Annotated in this window: 18 protein-coding genes and 1 pseudogene; 9 read left to right on the forward strand and 10 right to left on the reverse strand. The window is 66.4% G+C overall.

Annotated elements, in window-relative coordinates; all coding sequences use genetic code 11:
- Positions 1-3 precede the first annotated feature (3 nt).
- On the reverse strand, positions 4-423 hold the full coding sequence (locus tag ACZ6DT_RS33485; RefSeq protein WP_465602820.1) for a MarR family winged helix-turn-helix transcriptional regulator: 420 nt from the start codon (positions 421-423) through the stop codon (positions 4-6).
- A gap of 56 nt (positions 424-479) precedes the next feature.
- On the opposite strand from ACZ6DT_RS33485, the gene ACZ6DT_RS33490 reads away from it, so the two are divergent.
- On the forward strand, positions 480-1,004 hold the full coding sequence (locus tag ACZ6DT_RS33490; protein ID WP_465602821.1) for a DUF6790 family protein: 525 nt from the start codon (positions 480-482) through the stop codon (positions 1,002-1,004).
- Between the two features lie 22 nt (positions 1,005-1,026).
- Positions 1,027-1,659 carry a TMEM175 family protein gene (locus ACZ6DT_RS33495; RefSeq protein ID WP_465602823.1) on the forward strand — a complete coding sequence of 211 codons (633 nt, stop codon included), beginning with the start codon at positions 1,027-1,029 and terminating at the stop codon, positions 1,657-1,659.
- Between the two features lie 463 nt (positions 1,660-2,122).
- Here the strand turns inward: ACZ6DT_RS33495 and ACZ6DT_RS33500 are convergent, their stop codons facing one another.
- The 3 genes from ACZ6DT_RS33500 to ACZ6DT_RS33510 all read right to left on the reverse strand — a co-directional run bounded on the left by ACZ6DT_RS33500 (position 2,123) and on the right by ACZ6DT_RS33510 (position 5,209).
- Positions 2,123-3,013: an MmyB family transcriptional regulator gene (locus ACZ6DT_RS33500; RefSeq protein WP_465602824.1), complete on the reverse strand. Its 891-nt coding sequence runs from the start codon at positions 3,011-3,013 to the stop codon at positions 2,123-2,125.
- 112 nt (positions 3,014-3,125) lie between these two features.
- Positions 3,126-3,929 carry an SDR family oxidoreductase gene (locus ACZ6DT_RS33505; protein WP_465602825.1) on the reverse strand — a complete coding sequence of 268 codons (804 nt, stop codon included), beginning with the start codon at positions 3,927-3,929 and terminating at the stop codon, positions 3,126-3,128.
- Positions 3,930-4,624: 695 nt separating this feature from the next.
- Positions 4,625-5,209, reverse strand: coding sequence for a CGNR zinc finger domain-containing protein (locus tag ACZ6DT_RS33510; RefSeq protein ID WP_465602827.1), 585 nt, complete (start codon positions 5,207-5,209; stop codon positions 4,625-4,627).
- 83 nt (positions 5,210-5,292) lie between these two features.
- Here ACZ6DT_RS33510 and ACZ6DT_RS33515 point away from each other — a divergent pair, with 83 nt between their 5' ends.
- The gene (locus ACZ6DT_RS33515; protein ID WP_465602829.1) at positions 5,293-6,693 is read left to right on the forward strand and encodes an MFS transporter; all 1,401 of its coding nucleotides are present in this window, start codon (positions 5,293-5,295) and stop codon (positions 6,691-6,693) included.
- 52 nt (positions 6,694-6,745) lie between these two features.
- Entirely contained in the window at positions 6,746-7,867 is a 1,122-nt protein-coding gene (locus ACZ6DT_RS33520; RefSeq protein ID WP_465602831.1) for an epoxide hydrolase family protein, read from the forward strand.
- A 526-nt stretch (positions 7,868-8,393) separates the two neighbouring features.
- On the opposite strand, the gene ACZ6DT_RS33525 is transcribed toward ACZ6DT_RS33520, so the two are convergent.
- The 3 genes from ACZ6DT_RS33525 to ACZ6DT_RS33535 form a co-directional block, all read right to left on the reverse strand.
- Positions 8,394-9,287: a carbon-nitrogen hydrolase family protein gene (locus ACZ6DT_RS33525; protein ID WP_465602833.1), complete on the reverse strand. Its 894-nt coding sequence runs from the start codon at positions 9,285-9,287 to the stop codon at positions 8,394-8,396.
- Positions 9,288-9,332: 45 nt separating this feature from the next.
- On the reverse strand, positions 9,333-9,815 hold the full coding sequence (locus ACZ6DT_RS33530) for a hypothetical protein (RefSeq protein WP_465602835.1): 483 nt from the start codon (positions 9,813-9,815) through the stop codon (positions 9,333-9,335).
- Between the two features lie 234 nt (positions 9,816-10,049).
- Positions 10,050-10,460, reverse strand: a complete 411-nt coding sequence (locus ACZ6DT_RS33535; RefSeq protein ID WP_465602837.1) for a hypothetical protein — start codon at positions 10,458-10,460, stop codon at positions 10,050-10,052.
- Positions 10,461-11,136: 676 nt separating this feature from the next.
- On the opposite strand from ACZ6DT_RS33535, the gene ACZ6DT_RS33540 reads away from it, so the two are divergent.
- Positions 11,137-11,742: a DUF6506 family protein gene (locus ACZ6DT_RS33540; protein ID WP_465602839.1), complete on the forward strand. Its 606-nt coding sequence runs from the start codon at positions 11,137-11,139 to the stop codon at positions 11,740-11,742.
- 6 nt (positions 11,743-11,748) lie between these two features.
- Here the strand turns inward: ACZ6DT_RS33540 and ACZ6DT_RS33545 are convergent, their stop codons facing one another.
- The 3 genes and pseudogenes from ACZ6DT_RS33545 to ACZ6DT_RS33555 all read right to left on the reverse strand — a co-directional run.
- Positions 11,749-12,243 carry a MarR family winged helix-turn-helix transcriptional regulator gene (locus ACZ6DT_RS33545; RefSeq protein WP_465602840.1) on the reverse strand — a complete coding sequence of 165 codons (495 nt, stop codon included), beginning with the start codon at positions 12,241-12,243 and terminating at the stop codon, positions 11,749-11,751.
- A 430-nt stretch (positions 12,244-12,673) separates the two neighbouring features.
- Positions 12,674-14,011, reverse strand: a complete 1,338-nt coding sequence (locus tag ACZ6DT_RS33550) for an LLM class flavin-dependent oxidoreductase (protein WP_465602842.1) — start codon at positions 14,009-14,011, stop codon at positions 12,674-12,676.
- Between the two features lie 303 nt (positions 14,012-14,314).
- Positions 14,315-14,458, reverse strand: a pseudogene (locus ACZ6DT_RS33555) (IS5/IS1182 family transposase); the annotation flags it as partial.
- Positions 14,459-14,620: 162 nt separating this feature from the next.
- On the opposite strand from ACZ6DT_RS33555, the gene ACZ6DT_RS33560 reads away from it, so the two are divergent.
- The 4 genes from ACZ6DT_RS33560 to ACZ6DT_RS33575 all read left to right on the forward strand — a co-directional run bounded on the left by ACZ6DT_RS33560 (position 14,621) and on the right by ACZ6DT_RS33575 (position 18,750).
- On the forward strand, positions 14,621-15,163 hold the full coding sequence (locus ACZ6DT_RS33560; RefSeq protein WP_465602844.1) for a GNAT family N-acetyltransferase: 543 nt from the start codon (positions 14,621-14,623) through the stop codon (positions 15,161-15,163).
- Positions 15,164-15,443: 280 nt separating this feature from the next.
- Positions 15,444-16,703 carry an RICIN domain-containing protein gene (locus ACZ6DT_RS33565; RefSeq protein ID WP_465602845.1) on the forward strand — a complete coding sequence of 420 codons (1,260 nt, stop codon included), beginning with the start codon at positions 15,444-15,446 and terminating at the stop codon, positions 16,701-16,703.
- Between the two features lie 255 nt (positions 16,704-16,958).
- Complete coding sequence (locus tag ACZ6DT_RS33570; protein ID WP_465602847.1) at positions 16,959-17,177, forward strand: hypothetical protein; 219 nt, start codon at positions 16,959-16,961, stop codon at positions 17,175-17,177.
- Positions 17,178-17,394: 217 nt separating this feature from the next.
- Positions 17,395-18,750, forward strand: a complete 1,356-nt coding sequence (locus ACZ6DT_RS33575) for a hypothetical protein (protein WP_465602848.1) — start codon at positions 17,395-17,397, stop codon at positions 18,748-18,750.
- Positions 18,751-18,773: the final 23 nt, after the last annotated feature.

Below are 18,773 nucleotides of genomic sequence, written 5' to 3' on the forward strand. Positions count from 1 at the left end.
ACTTCAGTCGACCGCGAGGATTTCGGCCAGCCGAAGGGTGTCTTCGAGGTAACGCTCATAAGGGAAGCCGGCCGCGATGAGCCCCTCGCGGAGCTCGTCGGAGAGCGGTTTTCCCGCGGCATGAAAGGCTTTCCGGCCGGGATCGGTGAGCCGGACCAGCCGACGCCGCGCGTGTTCCGGGTCGACGGCGATCCGCACCAGACCGTCCGCTTCGAGTGGCCGCAAGGCCCGGCTGACCGCCGGATCAGAGATCGACAACGCCTGGGCGAGCCGATGCTGCGTCGTCGGCTCGATGTCCTCGAGTGTGCCCAAAAGCCGTATCTGACTGTAGGTCAAACCGTCGGGGCCATCGGCGCGCCGCCGAGTCGCTTCGCCCATCAGCATGACCACGCGGTGCAGCAGGTCTGCGAGTCCGTCATCCACGACCTCACCATACCAGAGTGTTGACTTGTTAATATTAACTAGGTAAGACTGAGGTCATGGACAACTTCTCTTACCTCGCCCAATCCGCGTTCCCGCTGATCTGGATCGTCGTGCCCGCCGTCGGAGCCTTCTTCCGGGCCCGCCACGCGACGTCACCTCAGGAACGGCTGGAGATCTGGCAGCGCTGGTGGGCCATCGGTGCCTTCGGCTGCGGCAGCCTGTGGATGACGGTCGCGTTCCTCGCCTTCCCGGACGTCATGGCCACGGCGATCGGCTTCGACCGGACGCCGTTCATGTTCGAGATCGCCTTCGCCAACCTCGGCATGGCCGTCTTGGGCTTCCGGGCCGCCTCGGCGTCCGCGCGCGAACGCATCACCATCGGCCTCGCCGGCGGAATGTTCCTCTGGGGAGCCGTGATCGGCCACGTCTACCAATGGTTCGCGGGCGGTGACCACGCCCCCGGCAACACCGGCGGAGTCCTCGTCACCGACATCCTGATCCCGGCGGTCATGATCATCCTGGCCGTGCGAGCACGGCGGCTCGCACCCGCCCCACGACCGGCCGCGGAAATCGCCGCCTGAGAACGCGGAGCTGTTCCTCACCATGACGGCCCAGACGGACCACACGATCGAGAAGGCCGCCGCCGAGCGGCTCACCATCTTCGCCGACGCGGTGATCGCGATCGCGCTCACCTTGCTGGCGCTGGATCTCCCGATCCCCCACGGCGACACCACCGACGCCATGTTGAGCTCGATCTCGGCCCACGGCAAGGAATACGTCGCCTTCGCGCTCAGCTTCGCGGTGATCGCCGCCCACTGGCGCGCCCACCACGAGATCTTCCCCTATGTCCGCTCACTGAGCAGCCGCCTGATCAGCCTCACCCTGGGCTGGCTGTTCATGCAGGTCCTGATGCCGTTCGCGACTCGGGTGATCACCGCCGAGGGAGCGTTTCCGCTCCGGTTCAGCCTGTACGCGATGGTGCAGGTTCTGGCCTCCGCGTCGTTCGCGCTGATCATCCGGGAGATCCGGCGCGAACACCTGTATCGGACCGACGGCCCGCCCTGGGTGTTCGCCCAAAGCCTGCTGCGCAGCGTCTGTTTGGCCGCGGTGTTCGGGATCTCGATTCCGGTCTCGTTCCTGACCGGGGACACCGGCGCGTACCTGTGCTGGCTCCTCGCGCCGATCGCACTCGCCATCGCCCGCCGCGTGCAGGACCGCAAGCCGTCCGACAACTGATCGGAATCACCTCCGCAGAGCTGTCAGACACCGCGTTCGCATCGACTTGGACGCCGCTGATTCCGTGCGGAGCGACGGAAATCCGAGCAAGATCGTTGAGGTCCACTACCGGCGTTGAGCTCAGGCCTCGTCGCTGCACCTCGCACGCTGGGGCTTCTCCGGGTAACGGGAGGACCCTCGAGCCGCCATGGGGATTCCGGGGGCCGGATCGAGCGGATCATCGGCTCGGCGCGGGCCACCTTCGAACAACGGTTCTGCGAGTTGACTGTGTCCCGCCTGGGTCCGGAGTGCGTGAGCGGACTCAAGCCTTACCTCGAGCTGGCAGCCGGGAACTGGGTTTGCTGCGCCCCGACTGCGGATGCCCAGGTCAACTTACGATCACTCGAAAGGCCTTCCCAACGTGGGCCGGACGCTCTCGCCGATCGTTCAGCGCTGACTCAGACGGACTGAAAAGGTTGAACTATCAGCTGAGTGCTTGAATCTCGGTCGCCAGCCTCTCCTGGCCGGCCGCCCACGACGCCAACAGGGCCAGACCGTCCGCGGTCGCCGTGCCGGCGGGCGCGGTGTAGACGTTCAGGAGCAGGCCGGGTTCGGCAGGCAGCTCCATCGACTCGACGTCCAGGTCGAGCCGGCCCACTACCGGATGGTGCACACGCTTGCGTCCGGACCGGTGGAGCCGAACGCCCTGAGATGCCCACCGCCGCCGAAAAAGTTCACTGCGCGTCGACAACTCACCGACCAGGGCGATCAGCTCCTCGTCGTGCGGATTGCGGCCGGCTTCCATGCGTAGCTTCGCGGCCACATCGCGGACGATTCGGTCATAGTCGACGAAGAACGTTTTTGCCGCCTCGGGATCCAGATACACGAACCGCGCGGTGTTCGCCGGCCGTCGCGTGTCGGCCAGCACCGGTGAATACAGCGCCCGGGCAAGGTGATTCATCGCCAGCACGTCATATCGGCTGGTGCAAATCCACGCCGGCGCATCGGTGATGGCGTCGAGCACCTGCTGTAGCGCCGGACGCACCGTCACGGCGGGTCGCCGGCGGCGTGGACCGCTGGGCGCCCTGGACTGCCGCGCGAGGTGGAATAGGTGATCGCGCTCGGCCTCGTCAAGCTGCAAGGCAGCGGCCAACGCGTCGAGCACCCCATCGGAGGCACCGGCGAGGCTGCCGCGCTCCATACGCACGTAGTAGTCGACCGATACCCCTGCCAGGAGAGCTACCTCTTCGCGACGCAGACCTTTGACCCGGCGGTTGCCACCGTAGGCGCGCAGTCCGGCCCGCTCGGGCGTGATCCGCGCGCGACGGGAGCTCAGGAATTCCTTGATCTCAGTGCGCGGATCGATCTTGGTCACCCCTTCACCATAGGCCCTGTCCGCAAGCGAAGGGAGGTCCTGCACGTACCCCCATCGAGACCCGACTTGGAGGTATTCACGAGGGCCCGCCGGCGAAGCCTCGCGCCGACGCCTAGGTACCCGACGCGGTCGTGGCGGTGCCGCCGTCGACCGGGACGATGGTGCCCGTCAGGTAAGATCCGGCCCGGCTAGCGAGGAACACGGCGATACCTGCCATGTCGTCGTCGCGGCCGAGCCGGCGCAGGGGTGCCTTCGCCGCGATTGTGTCGCCGATGGCATCGATCGTGGCCGCCATCATCTGCGACGGGAACACTCCTGGGGCTACCGCGTTCACCGTGACGTGCTGTGGGCCCAGTTCCCTCGCGAGCACCCTGGTGAGTTGATGGAGTGCCGCTTTGCTGCTGGCGTACGAGTAGTTGGGCGCCTCGGCGACGTGGATGGCGGCGATACTGCCGATGTTGATGATCCGCGCGGGATCATCGGCGGTGCCCGCTTCGCGCAGTGCGGGCAGCAGCGCCTGCACCAGCCAGAACGGCGATTTGAGGTTGAGGTCGATCACTGCGTCCCAGGCCTCGGCCGGGAACGTCTCCAGCGGCTCCCGCCACATCGCTCCCGCGTTGTTGACGAGGATGTCCAGGCGTTCCGAGTCGGCCTTGACCAGATCAGCGAGGCGCTGACACTCGTCGTACCTGGACAGGTCGGCGGGGATCGCTTGAACGTCGCCGAATTCGGACAGTAGACGCTGCGCCTCCGCGCACGCGTCCGCCTTGCGTGAGCTGACGACGACGCGGGCGCCCGCCTGCAGAAGGCCGCGCGCGATCATCATCCCGATGCCCCTGGTGCCGCCAGTGACGAGTGCGTACTTACCACTCAGATCGAAAAGGTCCGAGTGCGTGGTGAACTGGTTGTCCGCCATTGGTCTTCGTCCGTTCTATCGTGGAAGCATGTGCTGACACGGTCACGCGTCCAGCGCAGCCGAATTGAGCTGATGGGGGTAAAGCGGCCGTGCGTGTCCATGAAGTGTTGTCGGCGCTCTCGTTCAGGGCTCCTGGGACGGATTCTCAGGCGGCCGCAGTGCGCCCCTCCCATGGATCCCGTTACTTCTCCTTCGTGTAACTGGAAGCCGACTCAAACAGGTTGACAGGCGTCCTGGACGTCTGGGAGCCCCTGGCGATACAGGTACTGTGAGAGCCTCCCTTGTCTGGTGGCGCGCCGCCACAATCCCTCCTGCACAGTCGTTTTCTTGATTGCTTTGATCTGCGTCGCGACCCGGCATCGTCGTCGTGAATCGACCTGTCAGCCACCCGCCTCCCGCCGATCCGTTGCACGGCAAGGTAATTTCCTTTGAGAGTTCGGTTGCGGGCCGGCCTGTCCAGTGAGGCCGGCACCGGATGCAGGCTTAACCGAAATGATCTTGAAGCTAGCGATTGCCGTGCTCGCGCTGCGTCCTGGACGATCGGAACGGAGATCTTGCGGTCTCGGGCCCGCATTGCGGTTTTCGCGGCGATGCAGATCGTGTCGCGAGCAACGCCCTCGGAGGCCCGAACGAGTTCGTCGAAGGCGGGTCCGGACGAAACCCCGGAGCGGCCTGGCAGGGTCAGGTACCGGCGCTCAACGCGGGCTGCTCCGGCTCCGGTAGGCAGCGACGCTGGCCCGATGTGCGCAGGTTCGGGTGCAGTACTGCTTCGAGCCGTTGCGCGAGAGGTCCACGAAAGTGGCCCGGCAGGTCAGCCCGGCACATACGCCGAGACGAGCGGGACCGAGTGTGGCGATCACGGAGGCCAGTGCGCTGAGCGCAGTCGCGGCAAGGTGCGCCGAGGGGCGGTCGATGTCGGAGGTCACCTCGGTCCACCAGCGATCGTCCTCGTGGCGCAGTACCGGGGTGGCGCGGCTGCGGCGCAGACCGTCGTTGAGCAGAGCCGCAGCTTCGACCGCCTCCGCGTTCGCCCGTTCTAGCACCTCACGCACCGTCTCGCGCAACGCGCGGACTTCCGCCAGGTCGGCGCGGGTGAGCTGCGGCGGATCGGCCCCTTGGTTCGCGGCCGAACTCGGAGGCTCAGCCGCGGGATGGTCGTCAAGGAAGTCCCGGAGCTGCTCCACGGTCTCGAGCGTGTCCTCTCCCTTGATCGGCCTCAAGGTGTTGGCCAGGTCGACGGCCGTCTGGACCGCCGAAGTCGTGTAACACGCATCAAGCATTTGACGTGTCTCCTCATCGTTCCATAATGTGACACCCATAGTAGCTTTCACATGTCACAAGACGTACCCGGAAGGAGGCGACGATGCCGCAGACGGTCCCCGCCGTAGGAGCCCCCAGCGGGGGATCGAACCGCGCCCCGGACGGGCGTCGGCTGGGGCTGACTTTGGGGATGCTGGTGCTGCCGATGTACGTGGCACTGGGCGCGCCGTCGGTGGCCCTGCCTGCCATCGGCCGCGCACTCGCGGTGCCATTCGGGGCCACCGCATGGATTCTCGCCGCGTGGTCGCTGACCTCGGCGCTCGCGATGCCGGTCGCGGGACGGCTGCTGGTCCGCTGGAACCCTTTCCAGGTCCTCGTCGCCGGAGTCGTGGCGCTCGCCGCGGGCTCCGCGCTCGCCGCTGCCGGACCGACACTGTCCGTCGTGATCGTCGGCCGACTGATCGGCGGTGCCGGGGCGGGCGCGACCGTGATCGCCGTCTTCGCCGCGTCCACCGCCCTTCCCGGGCGGGAACGGATCCGCGCCCTGGGAATCATCGCGGCCGCCAGCGCGACGGCGTCGGGGTGCGGGACACTGTTGGGCGGGGCGGTGACCGTATGGCTCGGGTGGCGGGCCGTGCTCGCGATCCCGGTCCTCGCGCTGCCCCTCCTGCTGGCCGCATTGCCGAGTAGGCAAGCGCTGACGCGTAGCGGTAGCGGCGAGCGAAACGGCTCGACCGGGCGACTCGATGTCGTCGGCGCGGCCGTGCTGTCGGTACTCGCCGGCTCCTTGATCACGTTGCTGCAGGCACACTCGGTCGGCTTGTCCGCTCCGGTCACGCTCGTCGTGGCTGCCGCCGGAGCGCTCGCCGTCGTGGGACTGTGGTGGCGCGTGCGAAGCACCCCCGACGGGTTCGTGCCTCGGCGGGAGATCGCATCCCGCGGCTTCCTGGCGGCCGGGCTCATCGGCGGGACCGTCTTCGCCGGCTACTACGGGGTGCTGTTCCGCGCCCCGTCCCTGATCGAGCAGGCCACGGGCGGTGGCCCCTTGGAAGCCGGCGTGCTCTTGGTCCCGGCCGCCGCCTGCTCGGTGCTGGCCGGGCGGCTGGTCGGCACCTTGACCGACCGGTTCACCGGCTGGCAGGTGTCGGCCGGGCTCGCGGCACTCACCGTCGTCGGCGTGCTCGTGGTCGCGATCTTCACCGGGCCGATCCCGATCGTCGTCGGCACGGCGTTGACCGTGTGCGGGTTCGCCGGCACCCAAGCCGTACTGGTGAGCCTCGCGCCGGACCTGGTCGCCGCGGACGACCGCGACACCGCACAGGGCCTGTTCAACTTCATGAACGCCCTGGGTGGCGGGATCGGCCCGGCCGCTGTCGCGGGTCTGTCCGGCATCGTGCCGGCCCCGGTGGCCCTCGCCGTGCTCGCGGCACTCCCCCTGGCCGGACTCGTCCTCAGCCTGACCCGGCGCCCCGAACCCGACGTCACGCAGGGGAGCCCGCGATGACGGTCCACCTGCATCTGATCCGATAACGCCTTGACCAGTAAGGAGCCTTGCCATGTCCGCCGAGCCATTCGAGGTCAGCATCACCGAAGCCGAAATCGCGGACCTGCGTGCACGATTGCGACGGACACGGTGGCCCGAGCGCGAACCGGTGGACGACTGGTCACAGGGTTTACCGCTGGTGTATGCGCAGGAGCTTTGCCGCGGCTGGGCCGAGGACTACGACTTCGGGTTCGCCGAGCGGCTGAACGTGTTCCCGCAGTACCGCGACACGATCGACGGGCTGGGCATCCACTTCCTGCACGTCCGCTCGCCGGAGCCGGACGCGTTCCCGCTCGTGCTCACGCATGGGTGGCCGGGTTCGGTGCTCGAGTTCCTGGAGGTCCTCGGCCCGCTGACCGACCCGCGCGCGCACGGCGGTGACCCGGCGGACGCGTTCCACGTGGTCGCGCCGTCGTTGCCCGGGTACGGCTGGAGCGACAAGCCGTCGACGACCGGGTGGGGCACCACTCGCACCGCGCGCGCCTGGGACACGTTGATGGTCTCGCTGGGTTACGAACGGTACGGCGCGCAGGGCGGTGACTGGGGTTCGGCGGTGTCCGCGACGCTGGGCGAGGTGGCGCCCGAGCGGGTCGCCGGCGTGCACCTGAACCTGGGATCCGTGGCGGCGGGTACGTTCGACGACCCGACGCCCGCGGAGCTGGCGAATTTCGAGGCCGAGAAGGAGATGCAACGCACCGGCCGGGGGTACTCGGCGATCCAGGCGACCCGGCCGCAGACGCTCGGCTACGGCCTCACCGACTCCCCGGCGGGGCAGGCCGCCTGGATCGCCGAGAAGTTCTGGGCGTGGACGGACAACGACGGCCATCCCGAGGACGCGTTGTCGCGGCAGACGATCCTCGACGAGATCTCGGTCTATTGGTTCACCGCGTCGGCCACGTCGTCGGCGCGTTTGTACTGGGAGAGCTTCGCCCACTTCCGGGACAAGGTGACCGCGCCATCCGGGCTGTCGGTCTACCCGTGCGACATAACCCGCCCGTCGAGGCGGGAGGCCGAGCTGCGGTTCACCGACCTGCGCTGGTTCGAGGAGCTGCCGCATGGTGGCCACTTCGCCGCGCTGGAGCAGCCGGAGTCGCTGGTCAAGCAGGTGCGCGGGTTCTTCCGCCTGTTCCGCTGACCGTCCGTGCCATTCCCTGGGAAGCCCGCGCCCAGGGATGGTCCTGTCCATCACCCGGGTTACCGGCAGAGCACGTTGTGGGGCGGTGCAATGGTCGAACTGCTCGTTGCCCGCCCTGAAGTCGTCACGTTCCCGGGTGATCTTCGCCAACTTCTCCCCCAGCGCTTCGTTCTCCCGGATGAAGGCCCTCGGCGAACGCGGGCCGGGTGTTCTCGGCGTTGACCCCGGAGCGGGAGGCCACTCCCCAGGTCGTTGATGCTGTTTCTTCTACGGCACGCCTTCGAAAATCCGGCACGTGGGCTTCACACAGGAAAAGGAAAGATGGTGAACGCGCCGGACTTCGGCCAGGTCGCGCAAACCGTTATCCGGCGACGACTACGCGGGAGCTACCCGGCTCGCACGTTGATCAATAGTGTTGATTCCGGAGGAACAATGACAGTTCCGCAGCTGCCTCGCCGCAGTGCGCGTTTCTGTACGCCGTGCAGGCGAAAGGAAACTTGAACTGTCATCGGGAACAAGAAATAGTTCAGAAGGCGGTACGCCTGTCACTGCGCGGATCACCCTGTACGATATGGGGTTCGTAGAGTCCCGCTCTCGCAGTGCGGCGCCATGGCCGTGCGAGTCGTACTGCCATATCGATGTCGGTATCCGGCGTGCTGCGATCAAGTTCCGCGACGGCGAGACCGGGCAGTCCGTCGCGGTTAGCGCGTTCAATCCATCGCCCACCGGGTGCGATCAGGCCTGCTGGAGCCGTCGCGCTGAACTGGGCCGGGACCGAGTAGGCGACCCAGTAGTTGTAGACCGTCCCGTAGGCCTGGGCCACAACCGACCTCGGCAGATCATCGACCATCACCGACACCAGCACACAATCAACGTCGAGATTCTCGTACTCGGCGAACAGCTCGGGGAAGTTGACCTCGATACAGAGGACACAGCCGAACCGGAAGCCGTCGACCTCGAAGACCAGTGGCGCTACCCCCGGCGTGTACATGTAACTGATCTCGCTGTGCGACAGATACCGCTTGTCATAGCGGCCGACCAGCTCGCCCCGGTCGGAGACCACATACAGGCTGTTGTGCGGGCGATTCGCCCCGGACAACCGATGGATCGAGCCAAATACCGTCCAGATCCCGAGCACACCGGCGAGGTCCGCGACCGCCTCCGCTTCGTCCCGTATGACATCCCAAGCTGCGCGCGACCAATCCGCCTCACACAACCCCCTGTCGCCGTCCCCTGCTACGACATACTTGTCAGGGTAGGTGATCGCACCCTCCGGGAACTGCACCAACCGGGCCCCCGCGTCACTCGCCTCCCGCATCAAAGCCCGGATCTCCGATCCACTCTGACGAAGAAGGTCCCGATCCGACGGATCCTCTGGCACCATGCTCTGCGCGACGGCCAACCGCAGCGTCCGACTCATCCGACCATCTTGCCAACCCTGGTCGGTCAGCCGACCCCAACCCGCCTAACACTCCAGCTGTAGATCGCTCTTGAGCTGCTGGTTCCTACACCTTCCGTGGCTTACGCCGCTTGCCCCGGCTGTCTTGCGGCCGGTTCCCGTCGTGGGCCGGCATCGCCGCGTCGCCGGCCCGAAGTGCCGCGGCCAGCCGACCAGGTGCGCGGTGCGGGCCCAGGATGTCAACAGCCCACGTTCGGGCAGCCACTGGTGGATCGACTCCTCCAACGCCAGCGCGGACGGCCGCCGATCGGCGCCCTTGCGGCGGCGCAGCACCGGGCGCTCGTCCTCGAAGGACAGGCCAGTGTTGTGCGAGAACCCGGCGTCCACCACCGCGGCGACATCACCCAGCGCCGCCCGGTAGTGCGCCATGAGCTCCTTCGGGTCCGACGGGATCCCGGCCTGGCCACAGAATCGCTCGGCCAGAGGAACGCACTCATCCCATGACATCAGCTGCGCGTGCAGGTTGGCGTAAGAGTCGGCGCCGACCACGGCGATGTCCCCGGAGCGCAGCTCAGAGGCGAGTTAGGAGAACACGCACACCTCCAGGTGGCGGCGCACCAGCTTGCCCGGCCGGTCCTTCGCCGCCAGGATCTTGCGCCACGCCACGCCTCGGTGACGAAGTCGATGTCGATCGCCACCGCGTCCAGTACGCTGTGATCCGCGCTGGTGGCCTCCAGGTCGAGGATGTCGACCAGGGTGAACAGCGCCGAGCGGGCTTGACGATTATTCGCTGCCGATCTCCTTACGGAGCGACGTGGTGAACGCGCGCAGTGCCGCGATGGTCTTGTCCTTATGCTCCCGGTCACCTGTCTTCGCACGCCAGCATGACTGGGCGAAGGAGTCCGCGTGATCACGAGTCTCCTGAGCGCACAGCAGGTGGATGGCCGCGCGGCCTTTCTGCAATTGGGTCTGCCATTCACGCAGCTCGCTTGGTTCGAATGATTCGAGCCAGTCTTTGCTGCCGCTGCGGAGTTCGTAGATGTTGGTGCCTGCGCTCACCAACTCGGCGGCACCGGTCAGTTTCTGATCGCGCAGCCATCTCTGCTGCTCACCCCTGCTCTTGATCCAGGCCCCGAGCAGGGCACCCGAGAAACCGAGCAGCGCACCGATGACTCCAGCCAAGACAGCGATCATATACGGAGACTAGTTGGTCGACGTGCTGCCAGCCCGCGCCTCTCGGACTTGCGTCGCAAACGCTAGTACTCCAGCCCGGGCTTCGTGATCTTGGCCGGCCAGGGCCGTGATAGCCGCGACGGACCGCTCCCCGTGCACAGATCCGCTTCGCGGCCAGACCTCGGCATCCGACTGGTGGCCAGGATGCCAGCTCGGCGATCTCGCCACAACGTCGGCCACCTGGCCGATGTCGTCCCGGCACCGAGCCCCGAAAGTGGGCGTGTGCCGACCCGCGAGATCGGCATTCGACCTCATTCATATGCGCGAAGAATGGCGCGAAATAAAGGAGAAGAAATGCCGAGTATCGCAAAGCTGATTACAGCGATGATCTTGCCGCCGGTATCACGGCAGGAAACGTAGCATTGGCTCCAGCGGCCGCGCGGCCACACCCGTCGGCGCGTCGACACATCTGTCGAAAATTCCGATCACCACGACCCTCGCGAAAGAATGGGTATTCGCCCCGTTTCCTCATCAGCAGAATTGCCTGACCGCAAGGGCATTGCGGAAGGGCCCGACCGGCGACTGCTTCGACGCCAGCGTCTTCGGGGGCAAGTGGTACTTCGTCGGCCACTGAGGTTGCCGAGGTGGGTTACGCTTGCCATCAAGTAGTTCAATGGCAAGCTAACTGGAGGGTGTCATGAGCGAGAGTGTGGAGCTGTTTTTGTTCCTTGAACCGGGATCCGACCCGGAGAACGATCGCGTGGTGCAGGACCTCGGCGAGGCCGAAGCGCTGCTCGCGTGGGTTCCGGACGGTGCCGCCGCGGCGCGAGTCGCGTCCGAAGCGGTGGCCGCCGGTGTCAAGCTCGTCGAGTTGTATCGCGGGTTCGACCTGGCCTCGGCCGGTCAGGTCATCGACGCCGTCGACGGACGGGCGGCGGTCGGTGTGGCGGCGTTCGGCTTCGGAACGTCCACCGCGCACCCGATCCGCGATTCCGCCACGATCTTCGTCGGTCATCCCAGCGCCGACCCGGCCAGGCACCGCGTGGTCCGCGAACACGCCGGTGGCGGCAAGACCATCGCCGTGTCGGTGCCGGACTCCCGGACCGCCGTCACGGTCGCCCGGAAACTGGTCGACGACGGTGCCGAAGTGATCGAGATCTGCGGCGGCACCTCGCTGGGGGTGGCTCGTGATGTCGCGGCGGCGGTCGGTGACCGGGTGCCGGTGAGCCTGGTCGCGTGGCCGGTCGATTCGATCGAGCGTGCGGCCGCGTTCAAGGCGGAATTCGAAGCCGAAAACGCCTGACCGACGTCAGCCGGCCTCCGCGTGCAGGAGCATCTTCTTCAGCAACGCGGCCAGTGTGCGCCGCTGCGCCGGGGTAAGCGGAGCCAGCAACTCCTCGTCGGCCACCAGTACCGCGTCGAGAGCCTTGGTGGCGAGGTCCGCCCCGGCCTTCGTGAGCCGGATCCGCACCGCGCGCCGGTCTTCGGGGTCGGGGCGGCGCTTCACCAGGCCGCTCCGCTCCAGCCGGTCGAGCCGCGCGGTCATCGCGCCGGAGGTGATCAGCGCGGTCTCCGCGAGGTCCCGCGGATGCGTCCCGCCGGGATCGTCGCGTCGCCGGAGGGTGTTCAGGACATCGAAGTCGCCGTAGCTCAGGCCGAACGGGCGGAGCGCGTCGACGACGGCGGCCTGGCCGTGCCCGGCGCTCCGGAACAACCGGCCGACCACCTGGAGCGCGCTGACATCTCGCTCGCCGTCACTGACGGCCCACTCGTCGACCATGCGGTCTATGGAATCCTTCGGCACCGCAAGAGCGTAGCTGCCACGCGACCCGGCACCTGCGGCGACAACGCCGTCGTGGAATCCCTCTTTGCTCGGGTATCGCGGAAAGTGCGCACAATGGACAACCCGGTCCGCGGCCTTGTACGGTCGGCGTCTTGATGCATGCGCGCCCTTTCACAGCTGAGTGTCGTACTCCTCAGCCGTCGGGTGGAGATGCCCTTGCACATGCAGCGCCAGTCGCGGCAGAACCGAGCGGGATGGACCGACCTGCCGTCGTACTGATCGACACGGTCGATGGTGTGCGACGGCAGTCCTGGCAACCATCTCATTCACTCGGAGACCTTCCTCTTCGGCTTCGGCAACGTCTTCAATTCTCTGAACTTACAAACGACCTTGTGTTTAAGATCGTCGAGTTCCATTGCCGCCGACTTCGGCGCAGATGGGTGTCTTGCGGTCACCTACCTCTGAAGCGACCCCAGCCCCGACTCCGAGTAGGTAAGTCCGTCAACATCTGTTGCCAGCCCGCCGTATCCCCGGGGTAGGTTTTTGAATTCTGCCGAAACTCGGCATTGCGCTGCGCGTTCACGGTGAGGGTCAGTTGTGGCTTGCGCTGCGCATTCACGGTAAGGGTCAATTCGCAGTAGCCCCACCGCGCGTTCTGGAATTTCCAGAGACGTCCCGGCGTCAGCGCCTCTGCCGAGTGCACGCCGCCTGTTCCGTAGTCGACCCTTGCTGTCTCCTCAGTGATTAGGTACGAACCACCCGGGACAATCCGGACTAATCCGCCCTCTTCGGCGAAGGCGATCGGCGAAAACTTTCTCTTGAGCTTACTGAGGTCGCGCCCCAGTAACTCCAGTGAGTCGTTGATGATCGTCCGGGCTTCTCTGCGGAGTTCCGCCCTGTTGTCACTCATCCCAACCTCTGTCCCGCTCGGCACGCTTCCCGCTCCGGGTGACTCGCCGTCATGGCTGAGCACAGTCCGCGGGGGCACGGATGGCTGCTCCCGATGAGACAGCGCGGCGATGAGCGGGCCCGGGTCGGGGTCGTAAGAGAGGCACTGCAGGATGACGGAGGTGGCGCCGGCGGAGGCCAGCTTGGCGATCAGAGCGCGGGCGCGGTCGTCGAGGGCGGGGGCGCCCGCTTGGATCTCCGCGAAGGCGACGACCTGGGGCGCGGGCCGCCCGGCAGCCTTTGCGGCCTCGGTGACGCGGGCAGCCACCGATGCGACGTACTCCGGGGTGACGAGCTCGGCGTCCAGCAGCACACCGTCGCCCAGATCGCCCGCGAGCGCCACGGTCTTCGGGCCCCGCGCGCCGACGATGAGCGGTGGCACCTGCTCCGGCGGCCAGTCCAGCGCCACCTCGTCGAGCCGCACGTACCGCCCGGTCACGCTGACGGTCTCGCTGTGCAGCAACCGCCGGATAACGTCGACGTGCTCACCCAGCAACGCCATCGGCGACTCGACGCGGGCGCCGACCTGCGCCATCCAGTCGAGCACACCGTGCCCGACGGCCGGAACGAAACGACCGGGGAACAACCGCGCCAGCGTGCTGATCTCCATGGCGGTGACGGCGGGGTTGCGCAACGGAACCGGCATCAGCCCAATCCCGACGGTGAGCCGTTCACTCCACGCCAGCGAAGCCGCCGCAGCGGTGAGGCCGCCCTCGCGGAAGCAGTCCTCCCACAGCCACAGCTCGTCGATGCCCCCTTCGTCGGCCGCGATGACGGTCTCCCTCAGCTCCTCCGGCGGCAACTGCGGACGGAACACCACACCCACGCGAACCTCGGCCATGTTCGCCACCTTAAGGTCATTACCCCTTGGCGGCGCACTTGATTTCGGGAACGAGTTTTGGCTCCGCTATCGGCGGGGCGAGTTGTGGCTCCACTTCGCGATCTTCGGAGATCAAGTACGGGGTGCCATTCCGGCCCCTCGCATCGTCCGCTTGCGCTGATCTGCAGTGCTCTCGCTCAGTCAAGGTGGGCTGGGACGCGCCGGAAGAGGTAGTCGTAGCGGCGACCAGTGATGGGATTGCCGTTGGCGTAGCGCAAGAACTGCTCATCGGGGGCTCCACTCCCCCGTTGCTCATGATGAGCGGTGCGCGAGCACGAGCAGTGCCTGGCGGTGCACCGGTAGCCTGCGCCACCGAGTGCCTCGTTCGCGGCGACGCCGTCGCAGGTGCCCGGCGAGGAACCGCAGGTGCGAACTGGACAGGTCGATCGCGGATGGGTAGCCAAGCATGGCGAAGCTCCTGGTCGAGCGAGTGATCTTGGTCGTGAACTCCGCTATCAGGAGCTTCGCCACATTCAGCACCTGGGAACCGACAAACTCCAGCCTGTCGCAACAAGGTTGGGAAGTGCTCACTGCCTGACAGGTGATGTTCCGGGCGCGATACTGGCCTTCATGACTCCAGCGAACCGCCCAGGCAAAGTCCACTTGAGGGCGTTCACCGAGGCCGACCTCGCCTTTCTCGACCGTCTCTGCACGGATCCCGATGCGCTCGGCGAGTTCGAGTGGCCCGGATTCGGTGATCCGAGGGCACGCCGCAAGCGATGGGAGATCGACGGGTATATCTCCGCCGAGTCCGCGGCGGTTGCGATCGCGCGGGCCGACGACACGGTTATCGGCATCGCCACCTGGAAGCCCCGCGGCTTCCCCTCGGGTGTCACCTACGAGATCGGAGTGGGGGTGCTACCCGAGCATCGTGGACAGGGGGTGGGCACGGTGGCGCAGAGGCTGCTCGTGGACTACCTGTTCGGCCGCACGACTGCGAACAGAATCGAAGCCCTCACCAATGGCGGTAACCTCGGCGAGCAGAAAGCCCTCGAACGCCTGGGGTTCCGCCGGGAAGGGGTCATGCACGGCAGGTCCTTCCAACACGGCGAGTATGTCGATGTGCTCGTCTACGGCCTGCTCCGCTCAGAGCATTGTCCCGGAACGCCATGAGCACTCCTCCCAACCTGTTCAGAGTGAGGTGGGAAAGGCTCAATGGCTTAAGGCGTACAAGTGGAAGCTGGACTCGAAGGGTACCTATTTCATGGAGGCGAGGTAAAAGATTCCTGAAGATTATCCACACCTCTTTTACCCTGAACCTGGCGGGTTGATTCCTGGACCGACGGAGACGAGCACACTTATTTCTGGCGACCCGTTGCAGGGCAAGCTGCCGATCAATGGCCGGTCGTGTACACGGATAACACTGGCGATGAATGGGGCGAGTATCAGGGAGGTGCAGGCGACGGACGGCCTGACCTTCGCGGTCCTCATTGATCAGCGCCGTTTCACCGGCAACTCGCGCTCCACCGTCGCGACCGCCGCCGATCTCGCACCGCTTCTGCGGCTGGTGTTCTCTCGGGTCGGCGAGCCGTCGGCGGGTTACTCCCCCGCCTACTCGTTCAACGACCCCTCCGGGATGTGCCCGACCTGCGAAGGGCTCGGCACCGTCTTCGACATCAAGGTCGATGAGCTCATCGGCCTTGAGAAGAACATCGACCAAGGCCCGGTGCGCTTCAGCATGTTCCGTCCGGGCGTGTATCGGTGGAAGCGCTTCGCCCACACTGGCCTGTTCGACCGATCGAAGCCGCTGAAGGACTACACGCCGGAGGAGATGGAACTCTTCCTTCACGCCGACCAGATCAAGCTCGAAAACCCCGACCCACAGTTCCCGAAGAGCGCCCGCTTTGACGGAGTGATCACCCGAATGCGCGACGTCTACTTCAAACAGGGGCGCTCCAAGATGTCGCCCTCCGTCCGTGCCGAGCAGGTGGTCACCACGCACCGATGCCCGGACTGCGGATGCCGTGTGGGCCGCGTGGATTTCGATGCTGACGCTGGGGCGATCGACACCCTGTCGTCGTGGCTCGAATCTGCCGTCCCCAGCCAAGGACGCCGGTTACGGAGAGTGTTCGTATCCGGGATTCGCTCAAAGGGTGGGTGGTTCGGTTTCTCGATGGTGTTCATCGCGCCCCGGGATGAAGCCGGGCGAGTTGTACTGGCGTGCGCCGAAAACCTTCGAGAACAAGGAGAACTCATGTTGGTGCGTACCGCGTTCACCACCCTGCTCGCCGCGGCCGCGGCCGGAGCCCTGATCGTGCCGTCCGCCGCCGCGGACGAACCGGCCGATTACGTGATCGAGTCGGCGAACGGCACGGAGCGAGTGTGGCAGCAGACGTGGTGGGACGGCGAGCCCACCATCACCGGGGATTTCCGTGGCAGCGACAACCAGCACTGGATTTTCTGGGGGAACCGGACGATCCAGAACACGGGAACCGACTTGTGCGCCACCGCCCACTACGGCCGGGTCATCGGCGCGGACTGCAACGGCGACGACCCGGGGCAGCGGTGGCGCGTCCTGGGAGAGCGCAACCAGAAACAGCTTCGGAACGACGAAAATGGCCTCTGCGCGACCTATGAGGGCCACGACGACCAGCTGAGCCTGCACACCTGCGACGGCGGCCGTGTCAACCAGCGCTGGTACCTCAACATCTGAGCAACTCGAGGCCATCGTTCTTCCAACCCATCATTGAAATTGTCCGGAGTCACCCATTTCAGGACGGCCGGGGCGATGCAAAGTCAGCGCCCCGGCCACGACCCCGGCGGCCTACCCCAGTACCCGGACTTCCAGCTGGCTTCGAGTCCTCAGCGTTCTCCACGCCGAACATCATGTCTGTCACCCGGTGCATTTGCATGATCAGGAGCTACACACTCGTTTCACAGTCCCCGCGCGGACGCTGCAGCAGGCGTGATGCGCGGTGTCCCTGGACTGCTTTCGCTCGATCCAGGGATAGCCGTCCGCTGGAAACTCGTGGTGGTGCTCCACCAGCCAGGCCGCGACCTGGCGCCGCGCACCCGGCACGCTTCCACCTCGAACCCGCCGGTGTCCAGTGGCAACGCGGCGGGCTGCGTGTCGAACGCGGACATCGGGAACAGCACCGCCTATCCGGCGGACTGTGGCGTGAAATAGCCGGACCGCTCGTCCCACGTCGCTATATTCGGTGATTCGCCGTCGACGGAAACGAGGGAAACCAGTGCTGAATCGCCGGAGGAGGTCGCGACACTCGATCAAAACAGTGCTCGACGGCGGAATCGACGGGACCGACCGTGGCCTTTCGATGCCCGCAGAAGAAGTACGAGAACTTTTACTGGCGTGCGCACAGCACAAGATATCGTCACTGCGCCCCGTGCGGATCCGCGATATCCATATCATCGGTTCTCTGGATCTCTCTCACCTTCGCCTGGCCTGCGACCTGGATCTGGCGGGATGCGTGATCTCCGGCGGGCTGATCCTCGCGGGCACCACCGTCGGTTCGATCGAGCTGTCCGGCACCGAGATGAACGCCTTCCTCGCCGCCGGCGCCCGGATAGGCGGCGACCTCGTGCTGCACCAGGCCCGGATAGGGCAGGCGAACCAGAGCGGACCACGGTCCGCCACGCAGGAGTTCCGCCGTCGCAAAGGTGACCAGGTGCAGACTCCGATACGGACACCGGACCGGGACGTGGTCGCTCCGGTGACCCTGACGAGCAGCCGAATCGACGGCGACGTCGTCCTGTCGGAGGCCACGATCCGCACCGGCGAGAGGTGGGCGCTCTACGCGCCGCGGCTGGGGGCGTCCGGGTCGTTGATCGCCAGTCGACTCCATGCGACCAGTGGAATCAGTCTCTGGGAAGCGGAACTGGCGAACTCCATCGTGCTCGACGGGGCGGAAGTCGGCGAGGTTGACGCGAGCATCGTGACGGTGAGCGGCGGCTTCTTCGCCGCGCACGGGTTCGTTGCGTCCGGCCCGGTGGATCTGCTGGCCATGCAGGCTGGAAACATCGTCACGTTCCACGACGCCGAACTGCGCGGATCGCCGACCTCGGCGAACCTCACCAGGCTCACGACCTCGCGTCTCAGGCTGGACACCCGCGTCGCTCCGAGCGGGCGCCTCATCCTGCGCGACGTACGGGTCAGCTCACTGATCGATGCGGTTTCGGCCTGGCCCGCCGATGGCGACCTGGACTTGGAAGGACTGGGGTACGACCGGATCGGGGCCACGGAGTCCCTGACGGCCCGCGAGCGGATCGGCTGGCTCACCCGTGATCCGGAAGTGAGCGCGGCCTCATTCGAGCGACTGGCCACGCACTATCAGAGCGCGGGTGACGAGCGGTCCGCCCGGTCGGTCCGGCTGGCAAGGGAACGGCATCTCCTGCGCCGCCGTCACTTCGCGGGCCGGGTCTGGGGCAGGATCCAGGACGCGTTGTTCGGGTACGGATTCGTTACGACAAGGGCGCTCCTATGGCTCACGGCCATGGTCGGCGCCGGGGGATGGTGGTTCTCCGGCCACCCGGTGCGCCCGCTCAAGCAGAACGAGCACCCTACCTGGGATCCGTTCGTGTACGCGCTCGATCTCGTGGTACCGATTGTCGACCTCGGTCAGGAGAAAGCCTGGGATCCCGTCAGCACCGACAAAATCGTGGCGATGGCGCTGGTGGTCGCGGGCTGGCTGCTGGCGACCGCGGTCGTCGCGGGAGCCAGGCGGCTCTTGAGCCGCACCTGAGTGGTGACGCCGTGGAGGCGCTT

The organism is Amycolatopsis sp. NPDC041971 (assembly GCF_055588925.1).

What these genes read in the sequence shown, in the direction of transcription:
- ACZ6DT_RS33495 (WP_465602823.1), top strand. Translation starts at nt 1,027, where the DNA reads ATGACGGCCCAGACGGACCACACGATCGAGAAGGCCGCCGCCGAGCGG.
- ACZ6DT_RS33540 (WP_465602839.1), top strand. Translation starts at nt 11,137, where the DNA reads ATGAGCGAGAGTGTGGAGCTGTTTTTGTTCCTTGAACCGGGATCCGAC.
- ACZ6DT_RS33525 (WP_465602833.1), bottom strand. Translation starts at nt 9,287, where the DNA reads ATGAGTCGGACGCTGCGGTTGGCCGTCGCGCAGAGCATGGTGCCAGAG.
- ACZ6DT_RS33490 (WP_465602821.1), top strand. Translation starts at nt 480, where the DNA reads ATGGACAACTTCTCTTACCTCGCCCAATCCGCGTTCCCGCTGATCTGG.
- ACZ6DT_RS33560 (WP_465602844.1), top strand. Translation starts at nt 14,621, where the DNA reads ATGACTCCAGCGAACCGCCCAGGCAAAGTCCACTTGAGGGCGTTCACC.
- ACZ6DT_RS33515 (WP_465602829.1), top strand. Translation starts at nt 5,293, where the DNA reads ATGCCGCAGACGGTCCCCGCCGTAGGAGCCCCCAGCGGGGGATCGAAC.
- ACZ6DT_RS33570 (WP_465602847.1), top strand. Translation starts at nt 16,959, where the DNA reads ATGCGCGGTGTCCCTGGACTGCTTTCGCTCGATCCAGGGATAGCCGTC.
- ACZ6DT_RS33510 (WP_465602827.1), bottom strand. Translation starts at nt 5,209, where the DNA reads ATGCTTGATGCGTGTTACACGACTTCGGCGGTCCAGACGGCCGTCGAC.
- ACZ6DT_RS33520 (WP_465602831.1), top strand. Translation starts at nt 6,746, where the DNA reads ATGTCCGCCGAGCCATTCGAGGTCAGCATCACCGAAGCCGAAATCGCG.
- ACZ6DT_RS33505 (WP_465602825.1), bottom strand. Translation starts at nt 3,929, where the DNA reads ATGGCGGACAACCAGTTCACCACGCACTCGGACCTTTTCGATCTGAGT.
- ACZ6DT_RS33550 (WP_465602842.1), bottom strand. Translation starts at nt 14,011, where the DNA reads ATGGCCGAGGTTCGCGTGGGTGTGGTGTTCCGTCCGCAGTTGCCGCCG.
- ACZ6DT_RS33535 (WP_465602837.1), bottom strand. Translation starts at nt 10,460, where the DNA reads ATGATCGCTGTCTTGGCTGGAGTCATCGGTGCGCTGCTCGGTTTCTCG.